This is a genomic window from Clostridium sp. chh4-2, from assembly GCF_002899675.1.
GTDB lineage: Bacteria > Bacillota > Clostridia > Lachnospirales > Lachnospiraceae > CHH4-2.
This window is the reverse complement of sequence record NZ_PKUU01000040.1, coordinates 1-24,512: the sequence shown is the minus strand read 5'-3', so window position 1 is coordinate 24,512 and position 24,512 is coordinate 1. Positions and strand designations below refer to the sequence as shown.

Below are 24,512 nucleotides of genomic sequence, written 5' to 3'. Positions count from 1 at the left end.
CGCCAGCGTTCATCCTGAGCCAGGATCAAACTCTCATGTTAAAGTTTTGATCTTGATTCAAAATTAACGTTAGCTAATTTTAAATCCGGAGAGTGTCTTTCAACTCTCTTTACTGTTTTTGTTTGGTTCGTATACATCTCTGTATTTGTTCTGAATTTTCTCATTCAAGGCCATCAAACATGGCCTGTTTTATTAGAATTTTCAGGGTTTTACATACTGTTCAATCTTTAATTATCAAGGTTCATTGCTATCGTACTGTTTGGAGAAAATCCAACGCAGAAGGAGGGATTTGAACCCTCGCGCCGCTACTAACGGCCTACTCCCTTTCCAGGGGAGCCCCTTCAGCCACTTGGGTACTTCTGCAAAGTACTAACAGCTGATTTTCATCGACATATTCATCAATGTTCACAGGTTGTCCAACCTGCTAACGGAGAGGGTGGGATTCGAACCCACGCGCCCTTGCGGACAAACGGTTTTCAAGACCGCCTCGTTATGACCACTTCGATACCTCTCCAAACGTGCTTTTCTATTTTAAACAAAAAGTGACTTTTTGTCAAGTACTTTTTTCTTTTTAATTCGCGTATTTCGCAGCGACTTGGATATTCTATCATCTAAAACACGTTCTGTCAATAAGTAAATAAAACTTTTTTGAAAAAATTTCAAATGCCCCTATTTTGAAGAAAAACCTCCGCTACAGACACATCTTCAGGAGTGGTTACCTTTATATTTTCGTAGCTTCCTTCAATGAGTTTTACACGGTGTCCGGTCATCTGTTCCACCACCATCGCATCGTCGGTTACGCCTATCTGATACTCGTCCTTTTCAAACAGTTTTTCATAGGCCCCCCGCACCAGTTCAAAAGAGAATGCCTGGGGTGTCTGAACCGCCCACAACTTTGACCGGTCCGGCGTTGACTGTGAGTAACCATTGTCATCCGCAACTTTCACCGTATCCTTCACCGGCATTCCCACCACACAAGCCTGATATGTTCTGACTGAATCCAAAGCTGATGCTATCATGGATTCATCCACCAATGGCCTTGCGCCGTCATGGATCAATACGTAATCACAATTTTCAACAGCCCTGATTCCCTGGTAAACGGAATGGTAACGTTCTTTTCCGCCTTCCACCACGGCTCTCACTTTTGTAAAACCATATTTTTCTATAATATGCTCTCTGCAGAACTGGATTTCTCCAGCGCCCACAACCACGATCACGTCGTCCACTTCACTTTTTTCAAATGCGTTAAGCGCATAATATAGAAGAGGCTTTTCCCTCAACATCATATATTGCTTTTGTATTTTGCTGTGCATCCGTTTGCCCTGGCCTGCTGCCAGCACGATTGCCGCGCTTCTCGTGTGTTCCATCAGATTACCGCTCTCCCAGCTTCAGATTCGGCACCGCATTGAGATCCCATCCATGGCGCGTGCCGTTGATATATTCATAATAAGCAGCAACTCCTATCATAGCCGCATTATCTGTACAAAAGATGGGGGATGGATAATAAAAACTCAAATGTTCTTTTTCACAGGCTTCTTTCATGGCTTCACGCAAGGCGGAATTGGACGCTACGCCGCCGGCAATCGCCAGCTTATCATAGCCAAATTCCTTTGCAGCGGCCACGGCCCTGCTTACCAGCGCTTCCACTACCGCATTCTGGAAAGAAGCGGCCAAATCGGCCACATTGATCTCTTCTCCCTTCATCTGGGCGTGGTTGATATAATTTAAAACCGCCGATTTCAAACCGCTGAAGCTGAAATCATACGGCGCGCCCTCCACTTTTGCCCTGGGAAATTCCACCGCATGCTTGTTTCCTTCTTTTGCAGCTTTGTCCACTTTCGGTCCGCCCGGATACCCTAATCCCACGGAACGGGCCACCTTGTCAAATGCTTCCCCTGCAGCGTCGTCTCTGGTCCTTCCCAAAATCTCGAATTCTCCGTAATCTTTTACGATTACCAGATGAGTATGGCCTCCAGAAACAATCAGGCATACAAACGGCGGCTCCAAATCAGGATGTTCGATAAAATTAGCGGACACATGGCCTTCGATATGATGAACGCCCACCAAAGGCTTTTTCGCAGCATAGGCGATTGCCTTGGCTTCCGCCACGCCTACCAAAAGAGCGCCTACCAGTCCGGGTCCATAAGTGACTCCAACCGCAGTGATCTCCTCCAAAGTGACTCCAGCCTGCAAAAGGGCCTCCTCTATCACTTGATTAATCTTTTCTATATGTTTCCTGGATGCGATCTCAGGCACCACTCCTCCGTACAGAGTATGAAGGGCGATTTGGGATGAGATCACATTGGACAGCACCTGGCGGCCATTTTTAACCACAGATGCGGCCGTTTCATCACAGGAGCTTTCAATTGCCAATATCAATACGTCTTCGTCTGTCGTATGCTTCTTCATAATATCCTCTCATTCTGCTGCAGCCGGCCCAGGTTTACACGGCCGGTTTATTCCATCATTAATCTTCATCGAATTCCAATTCCAGTGTCCAGCCGTCTCTGGCCGCTTTACTTCCCGGGAAAATGTCACGGACCTTGTCGATAAACTCGTCCGGCCTTGTAAGAGAAGGGCTGTAATGCGTCAGCCACATCTGCTTAGGCTGTGCTTCCTTTGCAAGCCGCGCAGCTTCGTACATAGTCATATGCTTGTACTCTCTGGCTTTCGCTTCTTTTCCGTCTTCTCCGTACATTCCCTCACAGATAAACAGATCCGCTTCTTTTGCATATTCTGCAATTACGGGAACCGGTCTGGTATCCGTACAGTAAGTAACCTTTAATCCCCGGCGCTGCGGCCCCAATACCATATCCGGGGTATAGGACGTTCCGTCAATCTCCACGTGCTCGCCTTTTTGCAGGCGGCTCCATATTTTCATGGGCACGCCCTGGGATTTGGCCCGTTCCACATCGAATTTTCCTGCTCTCGGAATAGAAATAGAATATCCATAGCAGACCACATTATGATTCACACGATAAGCATCCAGAATATAAGGGCCTACGTTCATCCGTTCCCTCGGTTCGCTCAGTTCCAGGAAGCGAAGCGGAAACGGCAGTTCCGGCGCTATGGTTCTCAGAGCTGTTACCACCCGTTCCAGACCCTTAGGCCCGATTAACAGAAGCGGTTCCGTCCGTTCTGCATTGCCCATGGTCAAAAGCAAACCAGGAAGACCGCTGATATGGTCAGCATGATAATGCGTAAAACAGATCACATCGATGGGTTTCGGGCTCCAGCCCTTTTCCTTCAACGCAATCTGTGTTCCTTCACCACAATCTATCAACAGGCTGCTGCCATCGCAGCGCGCCATCATTGAGGTCAGCCAGCGGTAAGGAAGCGGCATCATACCGCCGGTGCCCAATAAACAAATATCCAACATAATAATCCCCATTTCCAGATCTTCTAAAAGTCTCACCTGAAATGATAACACAAACCGCTTCTATTAATCAAGTAGGTGCTGCATTTCCCGTCTATAACATTTCAATCTGTTCTTCAATGTCCACATCCACCCGGAACCCCTGTATTAATTCGTCGTAACACGTTTCACACAGATCGAAATGATGAATCTCGCCATCCTTTTCCGAAAAAAAGTCCCATGCATGGTTAACCGCCATCACGCCTTCTCTGACAATTCCTCCTTTCACCACCAATCTCTTCGCACAGCAATTGCATACTACACTTTCCAGTTGTCCGTCACTTTTGTACTTCCTCATGTTAACCTCACCTTTCTTTTCCAGCTCCAATGTTCTCCCATACGAAAGCATTCCTTTTCCTCTTCTGAAATGATTTCCGATGCGGTTCATTTCCCGGAGAAGCAAAAAGGAGTACCCTACAGGATACCCCTACATTATAATTCTTCTTTTGACTGATTTTACTGGTAATTCCTGCAAATTTCCCTGAGCCGCATCAGCCATGCATCCTCCGTAGGACCGGTGTAATAATTCTTCCGTTCACCCTCTTTTTGAAAACCATAGGATTTATATAGGCTGATGGCTCCAAGGTTGCCTGCGCGGACTTCCAGGATGAGGTCTGAAACCTTGTTTTCCCTGGCAGAGTTGACCATCGCATCCATAAGTTTCTTACCGCAGCCCTGGCGGCGCATCTCAGGCCATACTGCAATCCTCTGGATCTCGCCTTCGTCTGCGATCACCCGGAGCACAGAATACCCCTTCAATAAGCCGTCTTCTTCCAGGACGAAATACCGGTCCAGGCTGCACTCCAGTCCCTGAGCCAAAAGTTTTTTGGACCAGGGATCATGAAAACAGGCATTTTCCAGCTCCTCCACACGGTCTATATCCCGAACTTCCATTCTGCGGATCATAACGTCTCTCCTGCCCGCTCCCGTTCCGCCTGGGATTTTCTCAGGTAATCCGGGCCGTGATCCGCCGCCGTCTCAATTCTGCCTTCCCGGTAATACACGGCTCCCAATGCGGCCACCGCTCCGGCTCTCTGCCGGTTCATATGGGCCGGTGCAAAATCATAGGGAACGGTCAGCAATTTTTCAATCTGCTCTTTATATACAGGCACCCCGTCTCCGAGGAAAATCACCTTTTCTCCCCTGTCGTTTAATTCTGCCGCCAGAACTCCCATATCCATGGGGCACTGTTCCTTAACGATTTCAAACCGGTCTTTATAATGATACAGGCCGGTATACACCTGGTTCCTTCTGGCGTCCATGATCGGACAGATCAAAGCGGAAGAACTGTACAGGTTATAAGCCATAGCATCCACAGTCGGCACATGAATCAACGGTTTTCCCAGCGCCAGGCCCAAACCCTTCGCCGTAGCCGAACCGATCCGCAGTCCGGTAAATGATCCCGGTCCGCCGGATACCGCAATGGCATCCACAGTTTCCGGTCCGATCTCCAAAAGCTTCATCATCTCGTCGATCATGGGTAGCAGAGTCTGCGAATGGGTCTTCTTAAAATTCACGGTATATTCCGCCGTCAGGATATCATCCGTAACCACCGCCACAGACGCAACCAGAGACGAACTCTCTATTCCTAATATTCTCATCTGAATCTCATGCCTTTCCTGTTACCGTAATTTTGCGGTAATCAAATCCCTTTTCCAAATCCTTTTCAATCTTGACTTTTATCACATCAGCAGGAAGTATCTCTTCAATCAGGTCAGACCATTCGATCAGGCAGACCCCTTCCCCGTAGAAACAGTCCTCATAGCCGATTTCATCCATCTCGGACACATCTCCGATCCGGTAAACGTCGAAATGATACAGGTTCAAGCGTCCTTCCTCATACTGCTGCACGATGGTAAATGTGGGGCTGTTCACCGGTTCTTCAATTCCAAGCCCTTTGGCAAACCCCTGGGTAAACACGGTTTTTCCCACTCCCAAATCTCCATTTAAGCAGTAGATCTCTCCCGTTTTCGCCTCCGCCCCCAGCTTTTCCCCTAACTCAAATGTCTCCTCCGGCCTATATGTTTCCAGGATCATGATCCGTACCTCCACTACACTCTCTTATATCTGGCCTTAGGAAGACATTCCCGTATCAAGGCTCTGAACTCCGCTTCCTGAGCGCCCATAAGACTTTTTGGAATCAGATATGCGTGAACCCGGTCCATGTAAAAGATCAGCATGAAAGGAGTTCCTTCCACCCGTCCCACCTGGTCCCAGGCCACAACCGCTTCCTGTCCGGCCTGCGCAATGCTGATTGATTCCTTTGTAAACAACAGCTGCATCGGTTCTTTTACAGCCGGAACCTTTGACTGGCGGGCCGCTTTCAGATACAGCATAAACGGCTGTATCACGGTAAACATGAGAACGCATAAAATCATGAGCACCTTCTGGCTTACCGTCATGCCGGTCCAGTTCATAATCAGCACATAGAGCGCGGCTATGGTAAACAGCACATTGAAAATCCCCATAAGTCCCTTATAAGAGTGATACAGGGAAAACTGCCATAATTCCTTAACCGTCAGCTGCACATTAAATGAAAATGTCTTTTGATCTGCCATCTGTTATAATCACCTTTCTAATTATCCAGCGCCGCCTTAATGCGTTCCATACAATCGGTCAGAACGCTTCTGGCGCATGCCACATTAATCCGCTCAAACCCTGAGCCCTCTTCGCCGAAAATGTATCCTTCGTCCAATGCCACTTTCGCCTTCTTCTGCATCAACTCTTCCAATTTTTTGCAGTCTTTTTCATAACCGTTAAAATCTATCCAGACAAGGTATGTTCCTTCCGCTTCCACCATCTTCGCTTTCGGCAGATTCCGGGCCACAAACTCTTTGACATAGTCAATATTTTTATCCAGATATTCTCTCACCTGTTCCAGCCAGTTTTCACCGTCATTGTAAGCGGCAATCTCTGCCGCAAGACCGAACGGATTACAATCCGATGCGGAAAAACACTCGTCCACCACCTGACGCCAAATCTTTTTATATTCCGGGTTGGATATCACAATATTGGAGGTATGCATGCCGGCCAGGTTAAATGTTTTGCTGGGCGCCGTACATACGATAATCCTGTCTTTATATTCCGGAGCAATCTTCAAAAGCGGATGATGCACCACTCCGATTCTCGTCAGGTCAAAATGAATTTCGTCGGAAATAATCCATTTATCATATTTTTGACAGATTTCCACCACTTTTTTCAGTTCTTCCGTCTTCCAAACGCGCCCTACCGGATTGTGTGGGCTGCATAAAATCATGCCTTTATTGGACGGTTCCGCCAGCTTCTTCTCCAGATCCTCATAATCCATGCGGTAAACGCCATTTTCATAGAGCAGAGAGTTATTGACCACTCTGCGTCCGTTTGCTTCAATCTTTTTTGTAAAAGGATAATAGACCGGCCTCTGAATTACAACCCCGTCCCCCTTTTCCGTCAAAGCATTGATCAGATATGCGATTGCCGGAACCACGCCAGGGCTGAAAAAGATATCATCCGCATCCACATCCCAGTCAAAACGTTTTTTAAACCAGCCGCATACCGCCGCTTTTCCCTCCCCGTTATCATAGGTGGTATACCCGAAGATTTTGCGGTCAATGCGGGCGTGCAGAGCGTCCAGTATCGGATCTGCACACGGGAAATCCATATCCGCCACCCATAACGGCAGAGCATCTGCCGGAGCCCCCTCAGGAAGGCGGTCAAACTTCAAACAATGGGTTCCGGTTCTGTCAATTATTTCGTCAAAATTATATTTTCTCTGGTCCATATTCTTCTCCTTTTACCCCTTATCATTTACCATGTTATTACAGTTTCATGGAAAGCCCGATCCGTTTTTTAGCCAGGTCAATGCTGATCACTTTCACTTCCACGATATCGCCTACGCTGACCACTTCCATGGGATGCTTGATATATTTTTCCGTCATCTCGGATATATGAACAAGGCCGTCCTGGTGAACTCCGATGTCCACAAATGCTCCAAAATCGATTACATTTCTCACAGTTCCCTTTAAGATCATGCCCACGGTCAGATCCTTCATCTCCAGCACATCCGTTCTTAAAATCGGCTTTGGCATCTCATCACGGGGATCTCTGGCCGGTTTTTCAAGCTCTTTTACAATATCTTCCAACGTGATCTCACCAAGTCCCAGCTCTGCCGCCATCTTCTTGTAATCCAGAACTTTTTTGCTGATCCCCTTTAATCCTCCGGCTGCAATCTCCTCCGGACGGTATCCCAAACGCTCCAGCAGCGTCTTAGCCGCTTCATAGCTCTCCGGATGGACGGAAGTTCCGTCTAACGGGTTGTCTCCTCCCTGAATCCTCATAAATCCGGCGCACTGCTCAAATGCCTTCGGCCCCAGCTTTGCCACTTTCAGCAGCTGCTTCCGGTTGGTAAACGCCCCGTTTTCTTCCCGGTAAGCCACTATATTCTTGGCAATCGCCTTAGTAATGCCGGAAATGTATTCCAACAGGGATGCGGAAGCCGTGTTTAAGTCCACGCCGACTTTATTTACACAGTCTTCCACCACGCCCTGAAGGGTTTCGCTCAGATGTTTCTGGTTCATATCATGCTGGTACTGTCCCACGCCGATGGACTTAGGATCAATCTTTACCAATTCGGAAAGCGGGTCCTGAAGGCGGCGCGCAATGGAAACCGAGCTTCTCTGTCCAACATCGAAATTAGGGAATTCCTCTGTTGCCAGCTTGCTGGCAGAATATACCGAAGCCCCCGCTTCATTGACAATCACATACTGGACGTGTTCCGGTATCTCCTTTAATAAATCCACAATAATCATCTCAGATTCTCTGGATGCCGTACCGTTTCCTACGGAAATCAGGGAAACATTATATTTTTTAATCAGTTTTTTCAGTATTGCCTTGGATTCTTCCACCTTATTCTGAGGTGCGGTAGGATAGATCACCACGGTATCCAGAACCTTTCCGGTGCCGTCCACCACAGCCAGCTTACAGCCGGTACGGAACGCCGGGTCCCAGCCCAGCACCACCCGGTTTACAATTGGCGGCTGCATCAGAAGCTGTTCTAAGTTCTTGCCGAATATCTTGATCGCGCCGTCCTCGGCTTTCTCAGTGAGGTCATTTCTGATCTCCCGCTCAATCGCCGGGCCGATCAGACGCTTGTAGCTGTCTTCCGCCACTTCTTTAAGAAGCGGTTTTGTATATGGATTGTCATTGACAATCACCTGTTTTTCCAGATATCCAAGAATTCTCTCTTCCGGAGCCAGCACCTTCACATTGAGAATCTTTTCACTTTCTCCACGGTTTAATGCCAGCACACGGTGCCCTGCCACCTTGCGGATCGGTTCTTCATATGCATAATACATCTCATAGACGGATTCTGTTCCCTCCGTCTTGGCTGAGGACTGGATGCTTCCATTGTTGATCGTCATATTTCTAATAAATGTACGGTATTCGGCCTGATCGGAAATGCGTTCCGCCAGAATATCCTTCGCTCCCGCAATCGCTTCCTCTACATTGGCCACACCCTTTTCTTCCGACACATATTCGGCCGCCAGCTTATCAAGCGGCTCCTTCACCATCTGCATGGAGATGAGATCCGCCAATGGCTCGAGTCCCTTTTCCTTTGCAATCATCGCCCTGGTTCTCCGTTTTGGGCGGTACGGACGGTATAAATCTTCAACCGCAACAAGAGTCGCCGCTTCCCGGATCTTCTTTTCTAATTCAGGAGTCAATTTTTCCTGATCCCGGATGGATGAGATAACCTGTTCCTTTTTCTCCTCCAGATTTCTCAAATACCGCAGGCGCTCGTCCAAGTCCCTCAGCACTTCATCGTTCAGGGAACCGGTCGCCTCTTTACGGTACCTGGCAATAAAAGGTATGGTATTTCCTTCATCAATTAATTTCACTGCCGCTTCTGCCTGGCTGCGGCTGATATTCAGTTCTTCATGTAATGTCTTAATAATATCCATCTTTTCAACTCCATCATTAGTCTCGATTAGCCTATTATAATTCATCCTTCCCCGATATGCAACCATCGACTTTCCCCATAATTGACGCTGTTCCCGCTCTGTGCCATTCCATCGGGCCGCGCCCGGTAAAGCGTCCGCAGGGCGGGCCGCCAGTGACCACGGGGATTTAAGTATTGCGGCTGACAGAAAGACGTGATATGAAAAATTGAGCATTGTTTCTTCTCATTTTACTGGTATATAAATTTTAACTTCATTATCAGGATCATCGAACGACAGCACCTCTCGCTCATAAACTTCAAAGTCCTCGCGGTCGTCCAGTTCCATTCCCGCTGCCGGCAGCCATGTTCCGAAGATGTACTGATATGTTTTGAACAAGTTCGCCAAGGTTCCCCGGTGGGAAAAAACTGCATACTTTCCTGCCCGTAAAACTTTTTTGTCCAATGATAATGATTGTGGCAGACTGTCAAAATCGTTCACTGGGCATCCCACCATGACTGCAAACAAAACATCCCCATCTTTTGTATAGGCAGTCTGCTGCGTTTCACAAATGCCATACCCTGCGCCAGCTGCCATAAACAGTTCTTTATGGAGACACGTGAACTCCGCCCACAATCCGGGAAGCCGGTTATCAGAAAGAGAGGTTGTTCCCCTGAGTCCTGCCACCCTTGTCTCCTTGCGCATCACAAATTCGGGCGAGCGCGAGATATTATTCGCAATATGGCCCACATCTTCCGGGGCTAATTCCCTCTTGGCGTTCACTATAAGGTCAAGTCCTGCCCTTCGGTAATCGATTGGGCTGCTGCCAAAAGCGGCCTTAAATGCCCGGCTGAAAGCCTCTGGTGATTCAAACCCGCAGTCAAACGCAATATCAATGACCCGCTGATCGGAATGGATCAGCTTTTTCGAGGCGTTATACAGCCTGCGCCGGTTGATGTAACGGCCAACAGATTCTCCTAATACGGAAGAAAACAGACGTGTCATGTGATAGTAGGAATATCCTGTCTCGCTTGACACATCGCTCAAACCAATATTTTCATTCAGATGGTTTTCTATATATTCGATTGCCCTTTCTAAAGGGGATATTTCTTTCAAAATGGCACCTCCTCCCGGCAATTCTATGATACCATACCGCACGTTTTATCTCCAGAGCCAAAAATTCAGCAAAAAGTGTCATGAATGGGATATTCTCCTTTGATACACTATAACGTGGAAACCATCAAGATTAGAATACTAAAAGAGAAAATGAAAAGAGGTGTAATATAATGACGGATATTCTTGTGCATGGTCTGACTCAAAACAATTTGAAGCACGTCACATTCCGCATTCCAAAGGAAAAAATTACAGTGTTTACCGGGGTGTCAGGCTCCGGTAAGTCCAGCATCGTTTTTGATACCATCGCCGCCGAATCCCAGCGGCAGATGAACGCCACCTACCCAGCCTTCGTGAGGTCCAGACTGCCGAAATACCCGAAACCGGCGGTGGAGCGCATCGACAACCTGACGGCCTCGGTGATAGTGGACCAATCCCCTTTGGGCGGGAACGCCCGTTCCACCGTGGGAACCATCAGCGGCCTGTACGCCAGTCTCCGCCTCCTGTTTTCCCGCATCGGAAAGCCCTTTGTGGGAACGGCTTCCTACTTTTCCTTCAATGACCCCAATGGCATGTGCAAAACCTGCTCCGGCCTGGGTAAAATCACCAAAGTGGACGTGGAGGCGATTCTGGATCTGGATAAATCCTGGAATGAGGGCTGTGTCAAGGATTCCCTCTACCGGCCCGGCTCCTGGTACTGGAAGCAGTATGCCCAGTCCGGCCTGTTCGACCTGGATAAGCCCATCCGGGCATATTCCGTCGAGGAATATAACCTCCTGCTCTACGGCTCCCGAGACAGCAAGGGCGAGCCGGAAAACCCGAAGGTTACCGGGCTGTACCATAAGTACACCAAGACACTTTTGAACCGGGATATCAGCAATAAGAGCAAACACACCCGGGAGAAGTCCCAAAGCCTGGTTGCCGAGATGGAGTGTACCGACTGCCACGGGAAGCGGCTGAACGAGGCCGCCCTGAGCTGCAAGATTAATGGATATTCTATTGCGGATTTCTGCGGCATGGAGCTGACCCAGCTTCGGGCTGTATTGACGCAGATCACCGACCAGACGGTAAGCGTCCTGGTTCAGACTATCATCGAGGGCCTGGACCGGATGATCGAGATTGGCCTGCCCTACCTGCATTTGAACCGGGAAACGCCCTCCCTGTCCGGCGGGGAGGCCCAGCGGCTCAAGCTGGTGCGGTATATGGGCAGTTGTCTGACCGGCATGACCTATATCTTTGACGAGCCCAGTGCAGGGATGCACCCCCGCGACGTTTACCGCATGAACAATTTACTCCGGCAGCTGCGGGACAAGGGCAATACTGTCCTGGTTGTTGAGCATGACAAGGATGTGATTTCCATTGCCGACCATGTGATCGACGTGGGGCCGGGGGCCGGACAAAACGGCGGGAAAATTGTATTCGCGGGCAGTTACCCGGAATTGCTCCGGGCCGACACCCTGACCGGGCGGGCTATGTGTCAGGTGCTTCCCATCAAAGAGACGCCCCGTCAAGCGACAGGCAGCCTGCCGGTCCGGGATGCCTGCCTACACAACTTGAAGCATGTGGACGTAGACATTCCCCTGGGCATCATGACTGTGGTGACCGGCGTGGCCGGATCGGGCAAGAGCACCCTGATCTCCCAGGTGTTTGCAAATCTCTACAAAAGCGATCTTGTGATGATAGACCAGGGACCCATCACGGCCACCAACCGCTCCACCCCTGCCTCCTATCTTGGCTTTTTCGATGAAATTCGTAAACTGATGGCACGTGAGAGCGGCAAGCCGGACAGTCTGTTCAGTTTTAACTCCGCCGGGGCCTGCCCAGTGTGCGGCGGCAAGGGCGTCATCGTCACCGAGCTGGCCTTCATGGACCCCATCGTGACAGAGTGCGAGGCCTGCGGCGGCGTTCGGTATAATGAGGAGGCCCTTGCCTGTACCTACAAGGGAAAGAATATTGTGGAACTGCTGGGCCTGACCGCGTCCCAAGCACTGAAGGTGTTCGAAGATGCCAAAATTAAAAAGCACCTGAAAGTGATGGAGCAGGTAGGTCTTTCCTACTTGACACTGGGCCAGCCCCTCAGTACTCTCTCCGGCGGCGAACGCCAACGAATCAAACTGGCGAAGAACCTGAGCAAGCGGGGCGGCATCGTCGTTATGGACGAGCCAACCACCGGCTTGCATCTGTCCGATATTCAAAATCTCTTAAAGCTCTTTGATATGATCGTGTCCCGTGGAAACACGCTGGTGGTGATCGAGCACAATTTGGATGTGATGAAGCAGGCGGACTGGATCATCGACATCGGCCCGGACGGCGGAAAAAACGGCGGCCAAGTGGTATTCACAGGCACGCCGCTGGAGATGCTGCATAGCGCGAAAACGCTGACGGCGGACTGCCTGCGGGCTTCCTGTCCCAAATGAGTGAAAGCCATCTATGGACAGCGGTATTATTTCATGCTACAATCAGCAGAGGAAATAATGACAGAGTATACCGGAGGAAAACAAGATGATGGACAACAATTATATAAATCAGACACCGAACACCCCATTGAAAAAAGAAAAGAACACCATGGCGTCAGCTTCCCTGATTGTAGGTATTTTTGCAGTCATAAGCTGCTGTATACCGCCTTTTCAGTTCTTTCTCGGCGTCGTAGGCCTTCTTTTAGCTATCTTCTCCAAAAAAGGAAAACCGTTTGAGGGAGTTGCAGTCGCCGGCCTTGTGTTGTCTATTGGAGCAATTTTGATCAGCATTTTTATTGTCGCTTATATCTATATGGTTGGAGTTTTAATCAGAACCGATCCTGCATTTGCAAAGATGTATAATGAAATGTATAACACAATGATGGAGCAGTACCAGAATCTCTTCCCGTCTGCTCCGGTTCAGTAAGTTTAAGGCAGGGGATCAATCCCCAAAAATACGAGCATGAAGTTTTTCACAATCATATTCAGAATCACGATAACCACACCGATATTGGTGAACGTAACCATGTGCCCCAGATACAGCTGGGGCTTTTTTTGTATCTTGGAGAGCACAAAAGTGATGAATTCCACGCTCCCCACCACCGCCATATAAAGCACCAGCGGATGATACCAAAAGCTTTTCATAATCTGCCCATGAAGCAGATAGCGGGCCGCTCTAGTGCCGCCGCAGCCCGGACAGTAAAGCCCGGTAATAAGGTGAAACAGGCAGGGAACTCCCTGCCTTAAAATTCTGCCTAAAATATAAAAAATCGTTTCAATCATAATTAATCCGCCAGGTCAAATGCGTCGTGAACCACTCTCATGGCTCTGTTGGTGTCCACTTCATCGATCAGCACCGTAATGCGGATTTCTGAAGTAGCGATCATTTTAATATTGACATTGGCGCTGTAAAGCGCTTCAAACATCTTAGCAGCCACACCCGGATTGCTGGTCATGCCCGCTCCGATAATTGAAATCTTGGAAACAGTCTCTTCGCTCTGAATATCCTGAGCTGTGATCAGCTCCCTATTGGCATTTAACAGGGTAAGCGCATCTTCCAGATCGGTGCGAGCTACAGTAAAGGAGATGTCCTTACTGGAATTGCGTCCGATTGACTGGATGATGATATCCACATTAATACCATTTTTAGCCAGAAGATTGAACAGCTTAAATGCGGTTCCCGGTTCATTTTTTACTCCAAGCACGGAAATCCGCGCCGTATTTTTATCGGCTGCAACGCCGCTCACTAACATTCTTTCCATCTTAGATCCCTCCTTCACGACAGTTCCTTCCGCCCTTGTAAGACTGGACAGAACTACCAGCTGTACTCCATACTTTTTCGCCATTTCAACAGAACGGTTATGAAGAACCTTGGCTCCGAGAGACGCAAATTCCAGCATCTCGTCATAGGATACCTCTGTCAATTTCTTTGCATTGGGCACAATGCGGGGATCGGCAGTGTAAACGCCGTCCACATCCGTATAGATTTCACAGGCATCTGCGTGAAGAACTGCGGCCAGTGCCACAGCCGTGGTATCCGAACCGCCCCGGCCTAAGGTGGTCATATCGTCAAACTTATTCACTCCCTGGAATCCGGTGACGATTACGATCTTGCGGGCTTCCAGTTCGTGACGGATTCTCTCCGTATCGATCTTTTTCAGTTTGGCCATTCCATAAGAAGAAGTGGTCTGCATCTGAATCTGTGACGCATTCAGAGAAACAGCCGGTATTCCCAGCGAATGCATGGCCATGGACATCATGGCAACGGAGATCTGTTCTCCGGTGACTAAAAGCATATCCATCTCTCGTTTCGGAGGATGAGGATTGATCTCATGGGCCTCCTGAATCAGGCGGTCCGTGGTCTTTCCCATAGCCGACAGCACCACTACCACGTCATATCCCTTGTTGTAGTCCTCCACGCACCGTCTGGCCACGTTAAATATTCTATCTTTATCAGCAACGGAGCTTCCTCCGAACTTTTTAACAACTAACATTTGATCTGTTGTCCTTCCTGTTCTTTCCTAAGCAAGTTCTGCGCGGATAAGCTGTCTGACACCGGATATTCCGGCGATCTTTTCCTGAAGTGCGGCTTCCGTAAGAACAGGGGTCAGGACTGCAAATTCATCCATGTTCTCCAATTCTATAAACTCAGCTTCACCAAATACCGCTTTCATATTCTCCGCTTTATCCGCCGCTTTTCCTTCTACTCTCACAAAATAACGGTGAGCGGAAGTGCTCATATCTGCGATCTCCAGCCTTTCATCATCCCAGCCCATTTCCACATGTCTGTCTGCATTCTGGGCCGCTTCGATAATATCGGCCACTACGGCGCTGGCGGTAGGCAGTTTTCCTGCTCCGCTTCCGTAATACATGGTGGTTCCCAGCATATTGCCCTTCACCAGAATTCCGTTAAATACATCGGTTACAGAATACAGCGGATGTTCCGGTCCGATCATAACCGGAGCCACCCATGCATGGATCTTTTCTTCTCCCATGCGGCTGGAACCGAATAATTTCACGGATGTTCCCATCTTATCCGCATATTTAAAGTCCACATCCGTGATCTTCGTAATGCCTTCCGTATAAATATCTTCAAAATTAACTTCTTTCCCGGTAGCCATAGCCGTCAGAATCGCGATCTTTCTGCAGGTATCGTGGCCTTCCACATCCGCTTCCGGATTTCTCTCCGCATACCCAAGATCCTGGGCTTCTTTCAGCGCCCCTTCAAAAGAAGCTCCTTCTTTATCCATCTTTGTCAGTATATAATTGGTGGTTCCGTTTAAAATGCCTGTGATCTCTTCAATCTTTTCCCCCATCAGACAGCGGTAAAGCGGACGGATAATCGGAATGCCGCCTCCTACGCTGGCTTCAAAGAAAAAGTTGACATTATGTTCTTTGGCAATCTGAAGCAGTTCTGTGCCATAGGCTGCAACCAACGCCTTATTGGACGTTGCCACATGCTTTCCGGCCTGAAGACATGCTTTTACAAACGGATAAGAGGGATTCAGGCCGCCCATGGTCTCAACCACAACCTGAACGTCCGGGTCCTGCTCGATTACGGCAAAATCATGAACGATCTTATCAGCCACCGGTGAATCCGGAAACTCTCTTAAATCCAGCACATATTTTAAAGTAACTTCCTGGCCCGCTCTTTTTGCGATCACGTCCTGGTTTTTCTCCAGAATCTCAGCCACACCTGAACCAATTGTACCATATCCCATTATCGCAACACTTATCATACTATCCTCTCATTCTGCCACCGAGAGCGGCGTTTTATTCTCTTGCTAAAATCTTTACATAATGAATTCCTTTTTGCTCCTCTATCTCCTCTACCATCTTGGAGACATTACCCGTATTGGATAAAACTTCCACGCTCAGGGTCAGAGTTGCAACTCCATTCACAGGAATACTCTGATGGATTGTAAGGATATTCGCCTTATACAGGGCAACAATATGAAGAAGATCCGACAGCAGACCCTGCTCATCATCCATCTGTAAAACAAAGGTTACCGTCTTTCCTTTCGTGTTGTCGTAAAATGGAAAAATATCATCCTTGTACTTATAAAAAGAACTTCTGCTGATACCCACTTTATCGGTGGCTTCCTGTACCGTAATCGCCCGCTCTGATTCCAAAAGCTTCTTCGCTTCCACAACCTTCAGCAGTACATCCGGCACCGCTTTTTGTTTCACCACAAAATACTTACTTTTATCTTCCATAAAATTGCTCCCTCTGTACCTCTATGTACACAAAGCGCACAAACCTTGCTCTGCAATGTCTGTGCGCGCTTGAAATACATTTGTGCTCACGAGGAAGATATTAACATATTTTCCCAGGAGATGCAACCTTTTTTTCGACAAAACTTATTCTGAGGCCTTTTGATCCGGGCATCCTAAGCTGACCCATTTCAGATATGCGCTGGTAAACTGGTCGATATTTCCGTCCAGAACACTGGCCACATTGCCGCTTTCTTCGCCAGTTCTGTGGTCTTTTACCATGGTATAGGGCTGAAGCACATAAGACCTGATCTGGTTTCCCCAGCCGATCTCTTTTACATCGCCGCGGATATCGGATAATTTCTCCACATTCTCCTGCTGCTTCAGTAAAAACAGTTTGGCTTTCAGCATCTGCATGGCCTTGTCCTTATTCTGGAACTGGGAACGCTCATTCTGGCACTGAACCACAACTCCGGTTGGAATATGGGTAATACGGATAGCCGATGACGTCTTATTGATGTGCTGTCCGCCGGCGCCGCTGGAACGGTAGGTATCAATCCGCAGGTCATCCTGATTGATCTCCACATCCAGATCCTCTTCAATATCCGGCATAACGTCGCAGGATACAAAAGAAGTCTGCCGTTTGCCCGCCGCATTAAACGGCGATATGCGGACAAGGCGGTGAACGCCACGCTCTGATTTCAGATAGCCGAAGGCATTTTCACCGTTGATCTGAACGGTAACGGACTTAATTCCGGCCTCATCTCCATCCAGATAATCCAGAACTTCTGTGGTATATCCCTTCGAATCCGCCCACCTGCAGTACATCCGGTACAGCATGCTGCACCAGTCACAGGATTCGGTACCTCCTGCGCCCGCGTTCAGTCTGACAATCGCGCTGCAGTTGTCGTATTCGCCGGACAAAAGCGTCTGAATCCTGATCTTATCCAGGGTCTTCGTAAATTCATCCAGCATTTCCTGAATCTCAGGAATCAGAGACGGGTCATTTTCTTCATATCCCATCTCAATCATGACCTGGATATCCTCAAACTGGCGTTCCAGGCCGTTGTAAGTTTCCACCGTATCCTTTAAGTTCTTCGCTTCCCGCACCAGTTTTGTGGATTTGTCCGCGTCGTCCCAGAATCCCGGTTCTTCCATCGATTTATCGAGTTCGTCAATTCTCTTTAACTTAGCATCTAAGTCAAAGTGAATCCCTCACTTCCACTAATGGTTTTTCAAATGTTGATAATGTGTACTTAAACTGATCTAACTCTACCACTGTGTCACCCTCTTTCACTGCTAAACTCAAGGTTTTAGCATTATTTATAGTACGTCTAATCATACACAATTCCTATAAAGCTTGTCAACCCCAATGCTTTTTGAAAGGGCAGAAAAAGACAGGCGGAACTGCTTAAAATACAGCTTCCACCTGTCTCTTTCTGCCCTTACCGGCTTTTCTGTTACTATAATTTCATACGTCCGCAGCACTGTTTATATTTCTTACCGCTGCCGCACGGACATGGATCGTTTGGATAGACCTTCTGTTCCTCACGTTTTTTAGGAGCGTTGGCAACGCTGTCATCCTTATTGGTTCCGGTTACCTTAGCTGCAGGCTCTCTCTCCACCTTCTGCTCTACGCGGATATGGAACAGAATCCTTACCGTATCTTCGCAGATTGCGGCAGTCATCGCATCGAACATCTCATAACCGCTCATCTTATACTCTACAAGCGGATCTCGCTGTCCATAAGCCTGAAGGCCGATACCCTGTCTCAGCTGCTCCATATCATCGATATGGGACATCCACTTGTTATCAATGACTTTCAGAAGAATTACACGCTCGATCTCACGAATCTGCTCCGCCTCAGGGAATTCCGCTTCCTTAACCTCATAAAGCTTGATGGCTTCCTCTTTCAGCATATGCTTCAGCTCATCCTTCTTCATATGCTTTCTCTGCTCATCGTCTAATGTCACCGGTTTTAACGGAATTACAGGAAGAAGCAGGGTGTTCAGCTCAGCCAGATCCCATGCATCCGGGGTCTGCTCATCAGAAATAGACAAATCTACGGAATTCTCAACGATATCGGTTATCATCTTGAGAATCAGATCTCTCATGTTCTCTCCGTCTAATACTTTGAGTCTCTCTTCATATATGATCTCACGCTGTTCGTTCATTACTTCATCGTATTTCAGAAGGTTTTCACGAATACCGTAGTTATTGCTCTCGATCTTCATCTGAGCTTTTTCAATGGCATTAGAAAGCATCTTATGCTCGATCTGCTCGCCTTCCGGCACACCCAATGCGCTGAACATGCTCACCAAACGCTCTGATCCGAATAAACGCATCAAATCGTCTTCCAAGGAAATATAGAATCTGGATTCACCGGGATCTCCCTGACGTCCGGATCGGCCGCGCAGCTGGTTATCAATACGTCTCGATTCATGACGTTCCGTACCGATAATCTTCAGTCCTCCGATGGCTCTGGACTCTTCATCCAGTTTAATATCCGTACCACGGCCGGCCATGTTGGTTGCGATGGTCACTGCCTTGTGGATACCTGCATCCGCTACAATCTCAGCCTCTAATTCATGGAACTTGGCATTCAATACTTTATGAGGAATTCCCCGCTTCTTCAGCATACCGCTGAGCATCTCGGAAGTTTCAATTGTAATCGTACCAACCAGTACAGGCTGTCCCTTCTGATAAGAAGCTTCCACTTCATCCACAACCGCTTTAAACTTCTCTTTCTTTGTCTTATAAACGGCGTCCTCATGATCCACACGGGCAATCGGTTTGTTTGTCGGAATGGAAATGGCATCCATGCCATACGTATTACGGAACTCCTTCTCTTCTGTCAGAGCAGTACCGGTCATACCCGCTTTCTTGCGGAACTTATTAAAGAAGTTCTGGAATGTGATGGTTGCCAGAGTCTTGCTCTCACGGCGCACATTCACATGCTCTTTCGCCTCAATTGCCTGATGGAGACCATCGGAATAACGGCGTCCGGGCATAATACGGCCTGTAAATTCATCGACAATCAATACTTCGTCGTCTTTTACCACATAATCTTTGTCGCGGAACATCAGGTTATTGGCACGAAGGGCCAGGATCACATTGTGCTGGATCTCCAGGTTCTCAGGATCAGCCAGGTTTTCAATATGGAAGAAGTTCTCAACTTTCTTGATACCGTCTTCTGTCAGGTTTACTACTTTATCTTTTTCATTGACAATGAAATCTCCGGTTTCTTCGATATCTTCGCCCATGATGGCATTCATCTTGGTGAATTCACCGGAAGTCTCTCCGCGTTCCAGCTGGCGCGCGAGAATATCGCAGACCTCATACAGTTTCGTGGATTTTCCGCTCTGTCCGGATATAATAAGAGGAGTTCTCGCTTCATCGATCAAAACGGAGTCGACCTCATCGATGATGGCATAGTCCAGTTCACGCAGAACCAGCTGTTCTTTGTAAATCGCCATGTTATCTCTCAGATAATCGAATCCCAGTTCATTATTCGTAACATAGGTGATGTCGCAGGCATAAGCCGCTCTTCTTTCATCGGAAGTCATGGAGTTGAGTACCACACCTACAGTCAGTCCCAAAAATTCATGTACACGTCCCATCCACTCGGCATCACGCTTGGCCAGATAGTCGTTGACCGTAACGATGTGAACCCCCTTGCCGCTCAAAGCGTTTAAATAGGCCGGAGCTGTAGAAACAAGCGTTTTACCTTCACCGGTTCTCATCTCGGCAATACGGCCCTGATGAAGCACAACTCCACCGATCAGCTGCACACGGTAATGTTCCATATTCAGAGTTCTTCTTGCAGCTTCTCTTACCACTGCAAATGCCTCCGGTAAAATATCATCCAGCGTTTCCCCTGCTGCCAAACGCTCTTTGAATATTCTTGTTTTATCTTTTAACTCTTCATCTGAAAGTTCAACCATCTCAGGCCGGTATGCCTCTATCTTATCTACTATAGGATAGATCAGCTTTAATTCTCTTTCACTATGAGTGCCAAATACTTTCTCAATGAGATTCATATTCTCTATTCTCCTAACTAACGCTATAATGGTACAATCTTATATATTGTATCACCAACCTTTATTTTATTCAACGTTTTCTCTTTTTATTAACAAAAAATTCACTTTCTCCGTCATAATCTCCCTCCCTTTTCCGCCTATTATGGTTAACCTAGCAAATTGCACAAAATCTATGTTCGATTTTTTACTTATCCACACTATCCACATTTTCCTGTGCACAATTCCCCCATTTTTATCCCCACCCATAAATGCCATTTTTATGGGAAAAACTACTTATACACCAACTTATCCACATTATCCACAATTTTACTGCAAAATATAACCTTCCTCGACAGCAAATATAAAATTAAGGTAAATTTGTGTATTTGTCATGAATTTACAATGTTCGACAAAAAAAACAGTATTTTTCCTTGACTTTTGGCCCAAACTAGCATTGGAGAAAGTAGAATAAATTTAGATTTTTTTAAGATTAATTGTCTTAACAATTAATTAGTTTTGATTGAGTTTTTGTACTTCATATGGTATACTAAATACATCTCAAGAAGAAGGAGCTGATGACATATGCGTTTTATCATTACAGGAAGAAATATAGAGGTGACCCCGGGTTTACGAGATGCAGTTCAGGACAAGATTGGCAAGCTTGAACGCTATTTTACTCCTGAAACAGAAGTTATAGTTACACTCAGTGTTCAAAAAGGCAGACAGACAATTGAAGTTACGATTCCTATGAAAGGCAACATTATTCGTGCCGAGGAATCCAGTTCTGATATGTATGTATCAATTGATCTGGTAGAGGAAATCATTGAACGCCAGATTATAAAATATAAGAAGAAGCTGATCGACAAGAAGCAGGCTGCCCTGTCCTTCTCCCAGGCATTTATCGATGAAGAGAGCGAGGGAGAGGAAGAGATCCAGATCGTTAAGACAAAACGGTTCGGAATTAAGCCGATGGATGCAGAAGAAGCCTGCATTCAGATGGAACTCCTTGGACATAACTTCTATGTATTTTTAAATGCTGATACAGATGAAGTCAATGTTGTGTATAAGAGAAAAGGCAATACCTACGGATTGATTGAACCGGAATTCTAAATTTTAATAAAAGAAGCGCCCTTGTCGCAGAGACAAGGGCGTTTTTTCGTTTTGTTTTATCCCTCCGTGCGTCGGCCTGCAGCCGTACCGGATAATGCGAATCACCCCGGCAGAGAAATCCTTTGCCGGGGTGAAATAATGATTCTTTATTAATCCAAAAACGTAACCGCTTTACATGGAGTTCTGTAATTTGATGGAGCTGTGGTAATACCTGATGTCGGAGTGCTGGCGTGAATAACCTGGCCTCCGCCTATGTACATTGCAACATGATTGATATAATTACCGCTGGCATAGAACAGCAGATCTCCCGGCTGAACGGCTGATACAGAGATTTCTCTTCCTTTCGCAGCCTGATCCCTTGAACTTCTTCCTGTTGAAATACCAAAATGTGCATAAATCTGCATGGTAAATCCTGAACAGTCCGCACCATTGGTAAGGCTGGTTCCGCCGTAAACATAAGGATTGCCGAGGAACTGTTTGGCATATGCAACGATCGCATTACGGGTTGCCGAGGTCACTTCCGGAGAAGAGTCCGAGTTATCGCTTCCCGGGCCTGAAGGGCCTTTGGACTGGGTCGTCTCTTTAGGCGCTGCCGTTGTAGTTTCCGGAGCTGCCGTCGTCTTCACAGCCTCGGTCACAGGCGCATTGGCCGTTGGTGAATCACCGTTGCCTGCCGGATTCGCTGGAATTGTGGAAGACGCTGTTGTCGTCTCCTTAGGCTTCTGAGTCTCAGCCGCCGTAGTCTTAGGAGCCGCAGTTGTTTCCTTCGCCGCTTCCGACTGCTTTTTGCTTTCCTGTTTCTTCGCCTCTTCTAACTGTTTAATCGCGTCATCGGCCTCTTTTTTCCGTTTTGCTTCTTCGGCTGCTTTCGCTTCCTCTTCGGCCAGTGAAACTGCCTTATCAAATTCAACGCTCGTTTTTATATAATCCTTAAACACATAGCCTTCCAGATCCGAATCCACTGCCAGCTTCACAAAATCGCCGGTTTCTTCGACCACAACATAATTGGCGCCTTCTGCTAAAAGAGTCAGTGTCTTGCTGTTTAAATCCGGGCTTTCCCTCAAACGCAGCGTCGGAGTTCCAACCACCGTGGCATACTCTTTCCCCACACTCTTCGCCTTGGCTTCAGCCTGGGAGCCCGTAATAAAATACTGTGCTTTAATATATCCGTTCACACTTCCGGACTGAATCTGGTACCATTCTCCGCCCTCGCCGTTTACAGATGCCAGTATCGTCGCAGCGCAGTTATTATAAATCTTACCCACCACATCGCTTGTTGTATTGGGCTGGTTTCTTACGTTAACGTACTCGCTGACCTGGGAAATCGCCACATTTTCATACTCGGAACGGGCGGCGGTAACCTGCGGCACATCCCTCTGCGCCGCTTTTTGGGAACCAGCCAATGTTCCCGCAGCCGCAATCTGCTTCGTGGTAGTCGTAACGGTCTTAACCAAATCATCTTCCGGATTCCTGCTGCCGGCAAAATAATTGTTTAACGCAACTGCTCCTCCTGCAACCGGAGATTCCGTCTCCAGGTTCATGGCTCCAAAAGCAGTCATGCTGCCTAAAAACGTGGTGCAGAAGCAGCCGGCTATCAGTACTTTTATCATCTTCTTCATCTGAACTTTGCCTCCCCTTATGCTTCCGTCAGATACCGCTCCACGCTCGTAATGGCATTAGCGCCATCCGATACGGCTGTTACGATCTGTCTCAGTGGTTTTGTCCTCACATCCCCCGCAGCAAAAATACCATCTACAGATGTACGTCCGTCTTCAGACGCTTTAATATATCCATGATCCATTTCCACCAATCCGCTGAACACATCCGTTACCGGTGTGATGCCAACGGCAATAAATACACCCTGAACTTCCAGTTCAGATTGCTCATTCGTTTTCTTATTCAATAATGAGATCGATTCCACTTTCTCGGAACCGTTGATCTTCTCCACAACCGTATCCCAGATAACCTCGACATTCGGAAGGGACAGAAGCTTCTCCTGAAGGCTCTTAGCGCCGCGGAACTCATCTCTTCTGTGGATCAAATAAACTTTCTCACACAATCTGGCAAGGAATATCGCATCTTCCAACGCCACATCTCCTCCGCCGATAACTGCGGTAACTTTTTTTCTAAAAAATGCGCCGTCACAGGTCGCGCAATAGGACACGCCCATGCCTGCCAGCTCTTCTTCTCCCGGAACGCCAAGCTTTCTGTGGTTGGCTCCCGTAGCGATAATAACCGCTTTCGCCCTATAAGTATCGCCGGAGCATACAACTGCTTTAATCTTGCCTTCCAGTTCAATTCGTTCCACTTCGTCTTCTGTGAAAACTGCTCCCAGCTTGTCCGCATGTTCACGGAACTTCGTCCCCAGGTCATAACCTGAAATTCCGGGATATCCCGGATAATTATCAACTTCATATGTGGTGAGAACCTGTCCGCCGCTCACCATGCTTTTCTCTATCGTAATTGTATCTAATTTCGCTCTCTGCGCATATACTGCTGCCGCTAATCCGGCTGGGCCGGAACCAATAATAATCAAATCAAAAATTTTGTCCATTCTGCTAACCTCATCTCAAGAGTCAAACTGCCACTTTTACCTATACAGTATAACACAGCTTAACATAAATATTCAATATAAAGGTAAACTCTTTTTCTTTTATTTTAAGTTACTGTTCACAGTCCCGGGGACCTCTGCCGCCAGGCCAGATTCCGGCGGCAGAGGTCCCCGGGACTGTGAATAGTAACTATTTACACTCTCAGCAAACTTTGATAT

General features: G+C 47.6%; 23 protein-coding genes and 2 tRNA genes. 3 read left to right on the top strand and 22 right to left on the bottom strand.

The window, feature by feature from the left end; genetic code table 11:
- Nucleotides 1-274: 274 nt before the first annotated feature.
- From C0033_RS26070 to C0033_RS26010, 13 genes are all read right to left on the bottom strand, one after another.
- Nucleotides 275-363 (bottom strand) — tRNA-Ser (locus C0033_RS26070).
- Between the two features lie 65 nt (nt 364-428).
- Nucleotides 429-514, bottom strand: a tRNA-Ser gene (locus tag C0033_RS26065).
- Between the two features lie 145 nt (nt 515-659).
- Nucleotides 660-1,367 carry a 2-C-methyl-D-erythritol 4-phosphate cytidylyltransferase gene (ispD, locus tag C0033_RS26060; RefSeq protein WP_103230778.1) on the bottom strand — a complete coding sequence of 236 codons (708 nt, stop codon included), beginning with the start codon at nt 1,365-1,367 and terminating at the stop codon, nt 660-662.
- 4 nt (nt 1,368-1,371) lie between these two features.
- Nucleotides 1,372-2,409: a tRNA (adenosine(37)-N6)-threonylcarbamoyltransferase complex transferase subunit TsaD gene (gene tsaD, locus C0033_RS26055; protein ID WP_103230777.1), complete on the bottom strand. Its 1,038-nt coding sequence runs from the start codon at nt 2,407-2,409 to the stop codon at nt 1,372-1,374.
- Nucleotides 2,410-2,467: 58 nt separating this feature from the next.
- Entirely contained in the window at nt 2,468-3,379 is a 912-nt protein-coding gene (locus tag C0033_RS26050; protein WP_103230783.1) for a ribonuclease Z, read from the bottom strand.
- 91 nt (nt 3,380-3,470) lie between these two features.
- A complete protein-coding gene (locus C0033_RS26045; protein WP_103230782.1) occupies nt 3,471-3,713 on the bottom strand; it encodes a hypothetical protein in 243 nt (80 codons plus the stop codon).
- Between the two features lie 158 nt (nt 3,714-3,871).
- Complete coding sequence (rimI, locus tag C0033_RS26040; protein ID WP_242984600.1) at nt 3,872-4,321, bottom strand: ribosomal protein S18-alanine N-acetyltransferase; 450 nt, start codon at nt 4,319-4,321, stop codon at nt 3,872-3,874.
- Entirely contained in the window at nt 4,318-5,016 is a 699-nt protein-coding gene (gene tsaB, locus C0033_RS26035) for a tRNA (adenosine(37)-N6)-threonylcarbamoyltransferase complex dimerization subunit type 1 TsaB (RefSeq protein WP_103230776.1), read from the bottom strand. The genes rimI and tsaB overlap by 4 nt, the downstream gene beginning before the upstream one ends.
- Nucleotides 5,017-5,023: 7 nt before the next feature.
- Nucleotides 5,024-5,452: a tRNA (adenosine(37)-N6)-threonylcarbamoyltransferase complex ATPase subunit type 1 TsaE gene (gene tsaE / locus C0033_RS26030; protein WP_103230775.1), complete on the bottom strand. Its 429-nt coding sequence runs from the start codon at nt 5,450-5,452 to the stop codon at nt 5,024-5,026.
- A 14-nt stretch (nt 5,453-5,466) separates the two neighbouring features.
- Nucleotides 5,467-5,973 (bottom strand): YcxB family protein, encoded by a 507-nt coding sequence (locus C0033_RS26025; protein ID WP_103230774.1) that lies wholly within the window; start codon nt 5,971-5,973, stop codon nt 5,467-5,469.
- Nucleotides 5,974-5,990: 17 nt separating this feature from the next.
- Nucleotides 5,991-7,175, bottom strand: coding sequence for a MalY/PatB family protein (locus C0033_RS26020; RefSeq protein WP_103230773.1), 1,185 nt, complete (start codon nt 7,173-7,175; stop codon nt 5,991-5,993).
- Nucleotides 7,176-7,212: 37 nt separating this feature from the next.
- Complete coding sequence (locus tag C0033_RS26015) at nt 7,213-9,354, bottom strand: Tex family protein (RefSeq protein WP_103230780.1); 2,142 nt, start codon at nt 9,352-9,354, stop codon at nt 7,213-7,215.
- Between the two features lie 222 nt (nt 9,355-9,576).
- On the bottom strand, nt 9,577-10,446 hold the full coding sequence (locus tag C0033_RS26010) for an AraC family transcriptional regulator (RefSeq protein ID WP_103230779.1): 870 nt from the start codon (nt 10,444-10,446) through the stop codon (nt 9,577-9,579).
- A 170-nt stretch (nt 10,447-10,616) separates the two neighbouring features.
- On the opposite strand from C0033_RS26010, the gene C0033_RS26005 reads away from it, so the two are divergent.
- Together C0033_RS26005 and C0033_RS26000 are read left to right on the top strand one after the other, a co-directional pair.
- Nucleotides 10,617-12,860 carry an excinuclease ABC subunit UvrA gene (locus tag C0033_RS26005; RefSeq protein WP_103230772.1) on the top strand — a complete coding sequence of 748 codons (2,244 nt, stop codon included), beginning with the start codon at nt 10,617-10,619 and terminating at the stop codon, nt 12,858-12,860.
- A gap of 85 nt (nt 12,861-12,945) precedes the next feature.
- Entirely contained in the window at nt 12,946-13,326 is a 381-nt protein-coding gene (locus C0033_RS26000) for a DUF4190 domain-containing protein (RefSeq protein WP_103230771.1), read from the top strand.
- Between the two features lie 2 nt (nt 13,327-13,328).
- Here C0033_RS26000 and C0033_RS25995 read toward each other — a convergent pair whose 3' ends face one another.
- The 7 genes from C0033_RS25995 to C0033_RS27280 all read right to left on the bottom strand — a co-directional run bounded on the left by C0033_RS25995 (nt 13,329) and on the right by C0033_RS27280 (nt 20,908).
- The gene (locus tag C0033_RS25995; RefSeq protein WP_103230770.1) at nt 13,329-13,682 is read right to left on the bottom strand and encodes a DUF2752 domain-containing protein; all 354 of its coding nucleotides are present in this window, start codon (nt 13,680-13,682) and stop codon (nt 13,329-13,331) included.
- Nucleotides 13,683-13,684: 2 nt separating this feature from the next.
- Nucleotides 13,685-14,893, bottom strand: a complete 1,209-nt coding sequence (locus C0033_RS25990; protein WP_103230769.1) for an aspartate kinase — start codon at nt 14,891-14,893, stop codon at nt 13,685-13,687.
- A 27-nt stretch (nt 14,894-14,920) separates the two neighbouring features.
- A complete protein-coding gene (locus C0033_RS25985; protein ID WP_103230768.1) occupies nt 14,921-16,138 on the bottom strand; it encodes a homoserine dehydrogenase in 1,218 nt (405 codons plus the stop codon).
- A 34-nt stretch (nt 16,139-16,172) separates the two neighbouring features.
- Nucleotides 16,173-16,616 carry an ACT domain-containing protein gene (locus tag C0033_RS25980; protein ID WP_103230767.1) on the bottom strand — a complete coding sequence of 148 codons (444 nt, stop codon included), beginning with the start codon at nt 16,614-16,616 and terminating at the stop codon, nt 16,173-16,175.
- Nucleotides 16,617-16,760: 144 nt separating this feature from the next.
- Nucleotides 16,761-17,892 (bottom strand): peptide chain release factor 2 gene (gene prfB, locus C0033_RS25975; RefSeq protein ID WP_103230766.1). Its coding sequence is split into 2 segments (ribosomal slippage): nt 16,761-17,816 and nt 17,818-17,892, totalling 1,131 coding nucleotides; the frame shifts between segments, so codons are not numbered across the junction.
- A gap of 184 nt (nt 17,893-18,076) precedes the next feature.
- Nucleotides 18,077-20,653 (bottom strand): preprotein translocase subunit SecA, encoded by a 2,577-nt coding sequence (gene secA, locus C0033_RS25970; protein WP_103230765.1) that lies wholly within the window; start codon nt 20,651-20,653, stop codon nt 18,077-18,079.
- A gap of 66 nt (nt 20,654-20,719) precedes the next feature.
- Nucleotides 20,720-20,908: a hypothetical protein gene (locus C0033_RS27280; RefSeq protein WP_103230764.1), complete on the bottom strand. Its 189-nt coding sequence runs from the start codon at nt 20,906-20,908 to the stop codon at nt 20,720-20,722.
- Between the two features lie 306 nt (nt 20,909-21,214).
- Here C0033_RS27280 and raiA point away from each other — a divergent pair, with 306 nt between their 5' ends.
- On the top strand, nt 21,215-21,742 hold the full coding sequence (gene raiA, locus C0033_RS25960) for a ribosome-associated translation inhibitor RaiA (protein ID WP_103230763.1): 528 nt from the start codon (nt 21,215-21,217) through the stop codon (nt 21,740-21,742).
- A gap of 149 nt (nt 21,743-21,891) precedes the next feature.
- On the opposite strand, the gene C0033_RS25955 is transcribed toward raiA, so the two are convergent.
- Together C0033_RS25955 and trxB are read right to left on the bottom strand one after the other, a co-directional pair.
- On the bottom strand, nt 21,892-23,361 hold the full coding sequence (locus tag C0033_RS25955) for an NlpC/P60 family protein (RefSeq protein WP_103230762.1): 1,470 nt from the start codon (nt 23,359-23,361) through the stop codon (nt 21,892-21,894).
- 17 nt (nt 23,362-23,378) lie between these two features.
- Entirely contained in the window at nt 23,379-24,296 is a 918-nt protein-coding gene (trxB, locus tag C0033_RS25950) for a thioredoxin-disulfide reductase (RefSeq protein WP_103230761.1), read from the bottom strand.
- Nucleotides 24,297-24,512 lie beyond the last annotated feature (216 nt).

Bases quoted from the DNA above. Each gene is read 5' to 3' on its own strand.
- trxB (WP_103230761.1), bottom strand. From the start codon at position 24,296: ATGGACAAAATTTTTGATTTGATTATTATTGGTTCCGGCCCAGCCGGA.
- C0033_RS26045 (WP_103230782.1), bottom strand. From the start codon at position 3,713: ATGAGGAAGTACAAAAGTGACGGACAACTGGAAAGTGTAGTATGCAAT.
- tsaD (WP_103230777.1), bottom strand. From the start codon at position 2,409: ATGAAGAAGCATACGACAGACGAAGACGTATTGATATTGGCAATTGAA.
- C0033_RS26025 (WP_103230774.1), bottom strand. From the start codon at position 5,973: ATGGCAGATCAAAAGACATTTTCATTTAATGTGCAGCTGACGGTTAAG.
- C0033_RS26020 (WP_103230773.1), bottom strand. From the start codon at position 7,175: ATGGACCAGAGAAAATATAATTTTGACGAAATAATTGACAGAACCGGA.
- C0033_RS25980 (WP_103230767.1), bottom strand. From the start codon at position 16,616: ATGGAAGATAAAAGTAAGTATTTTGTGGTGAAACAAAAAGCGGTGCCG.
- C0033_RS25955 (WP_103230762.1), bottom strand. From the start codon at position 23,361: ATGAAGAAGATGATAAAAGTACTGATAGCCGGCTGCTTCTGCACCACG.
- C0033_RS26005 (WP_103230772.1), top strand. From the start codon at position 10,617: ATGACGGATATTCTTGTGCATGGTCTGACTCAAAACAATTTGAAGCAC.
- C0033_RS26050 (WP_103230783.1), bottom strand. From the start codon at position 3,379: ATGTTGGATATTTGTTTATTGGGCACCGGCGGTATGATGCCGCTTCCT.
- raiA (WP_103230763.1), top strand. From the start codon at position 21,215: ATGCGTTTTATCATTACAGGAAGAAATATAGAGGTGACCCCGGGTTTA.
- ispD (WP_103230778.1), bottom strand. From the start codon at position 1,367: ATGGAACACACGAGAAGCGCGGCAATCGTGCTGGCAGCAGGCCAGGGC.
- C0033_RS25985 (WP_103230768.1), bottom strand. From the start codon at position 16,138: ATGATAAGTGTTGCGATAATGGGATATGGTACAATTGGTTCAGGTGTG.
- C0033_RS27280 (WP_103230764.1), bottom strand. From the start codon at position 20,908: ATGGCATTTATGGGTGGGGATAAAAATGGGGGAATTGTGCACAGGAAA.
- C0033_RS25995 (WP_103230770.1), bottom strand. From the start codon at position 13,682: ATGATTGAAACGATTTTTTATATTTTAGGCAGAATTTTAAGGCAGGGA.
- C0033_RS26000 (WP_103230771.1), top strand. From the start codon at position 12,946: ATGATGGACAACAATTATATAAATCAGACACCGAACACCCCATTGAAA.
- tsaB (WP_103230776.1), bottom strand. From the start codon at position 5,016: ATGAGAATATTAGGAATAGAGAGTTCGTCTCTGGTTGCGTCTGTGGCG.
- C0033_RS26015 (WP_103230780.1), bottom strand. From the start codon at position 9,354: ATGGATATTATTAAGACATTACATGAAGAACTGAATATCAGCCGCAGC.
- tsaE (WP_103230775.1), bottom strand. From the start codon at position 5,452: ATGATCCTGGAAACATATAGGCCGGAGGAGACATTTGAGTTAGGGGAA.
- C0033_RS25990 (WP_103230769.1), bottom strand. From the start codon at position 14,893: ATGTTAGTTGTTAAAAAGTTCGGAGGAAGCTCCGTTGCTGATAAAGAT.
- secA (WP_103230765.1), bottom strand. From the start codon at position 20,653: ATGAATCTCATTGAGAAAGTATTTGGCACTCATAGTGAAAGAGAATTA.
- rimI (WP_242984600.1), bottom strand. From the start codon at position 4,321: ATGATCCGCAGAATGGAAGTTCGGGATATAGACCGTGTGGAGGAGCTG.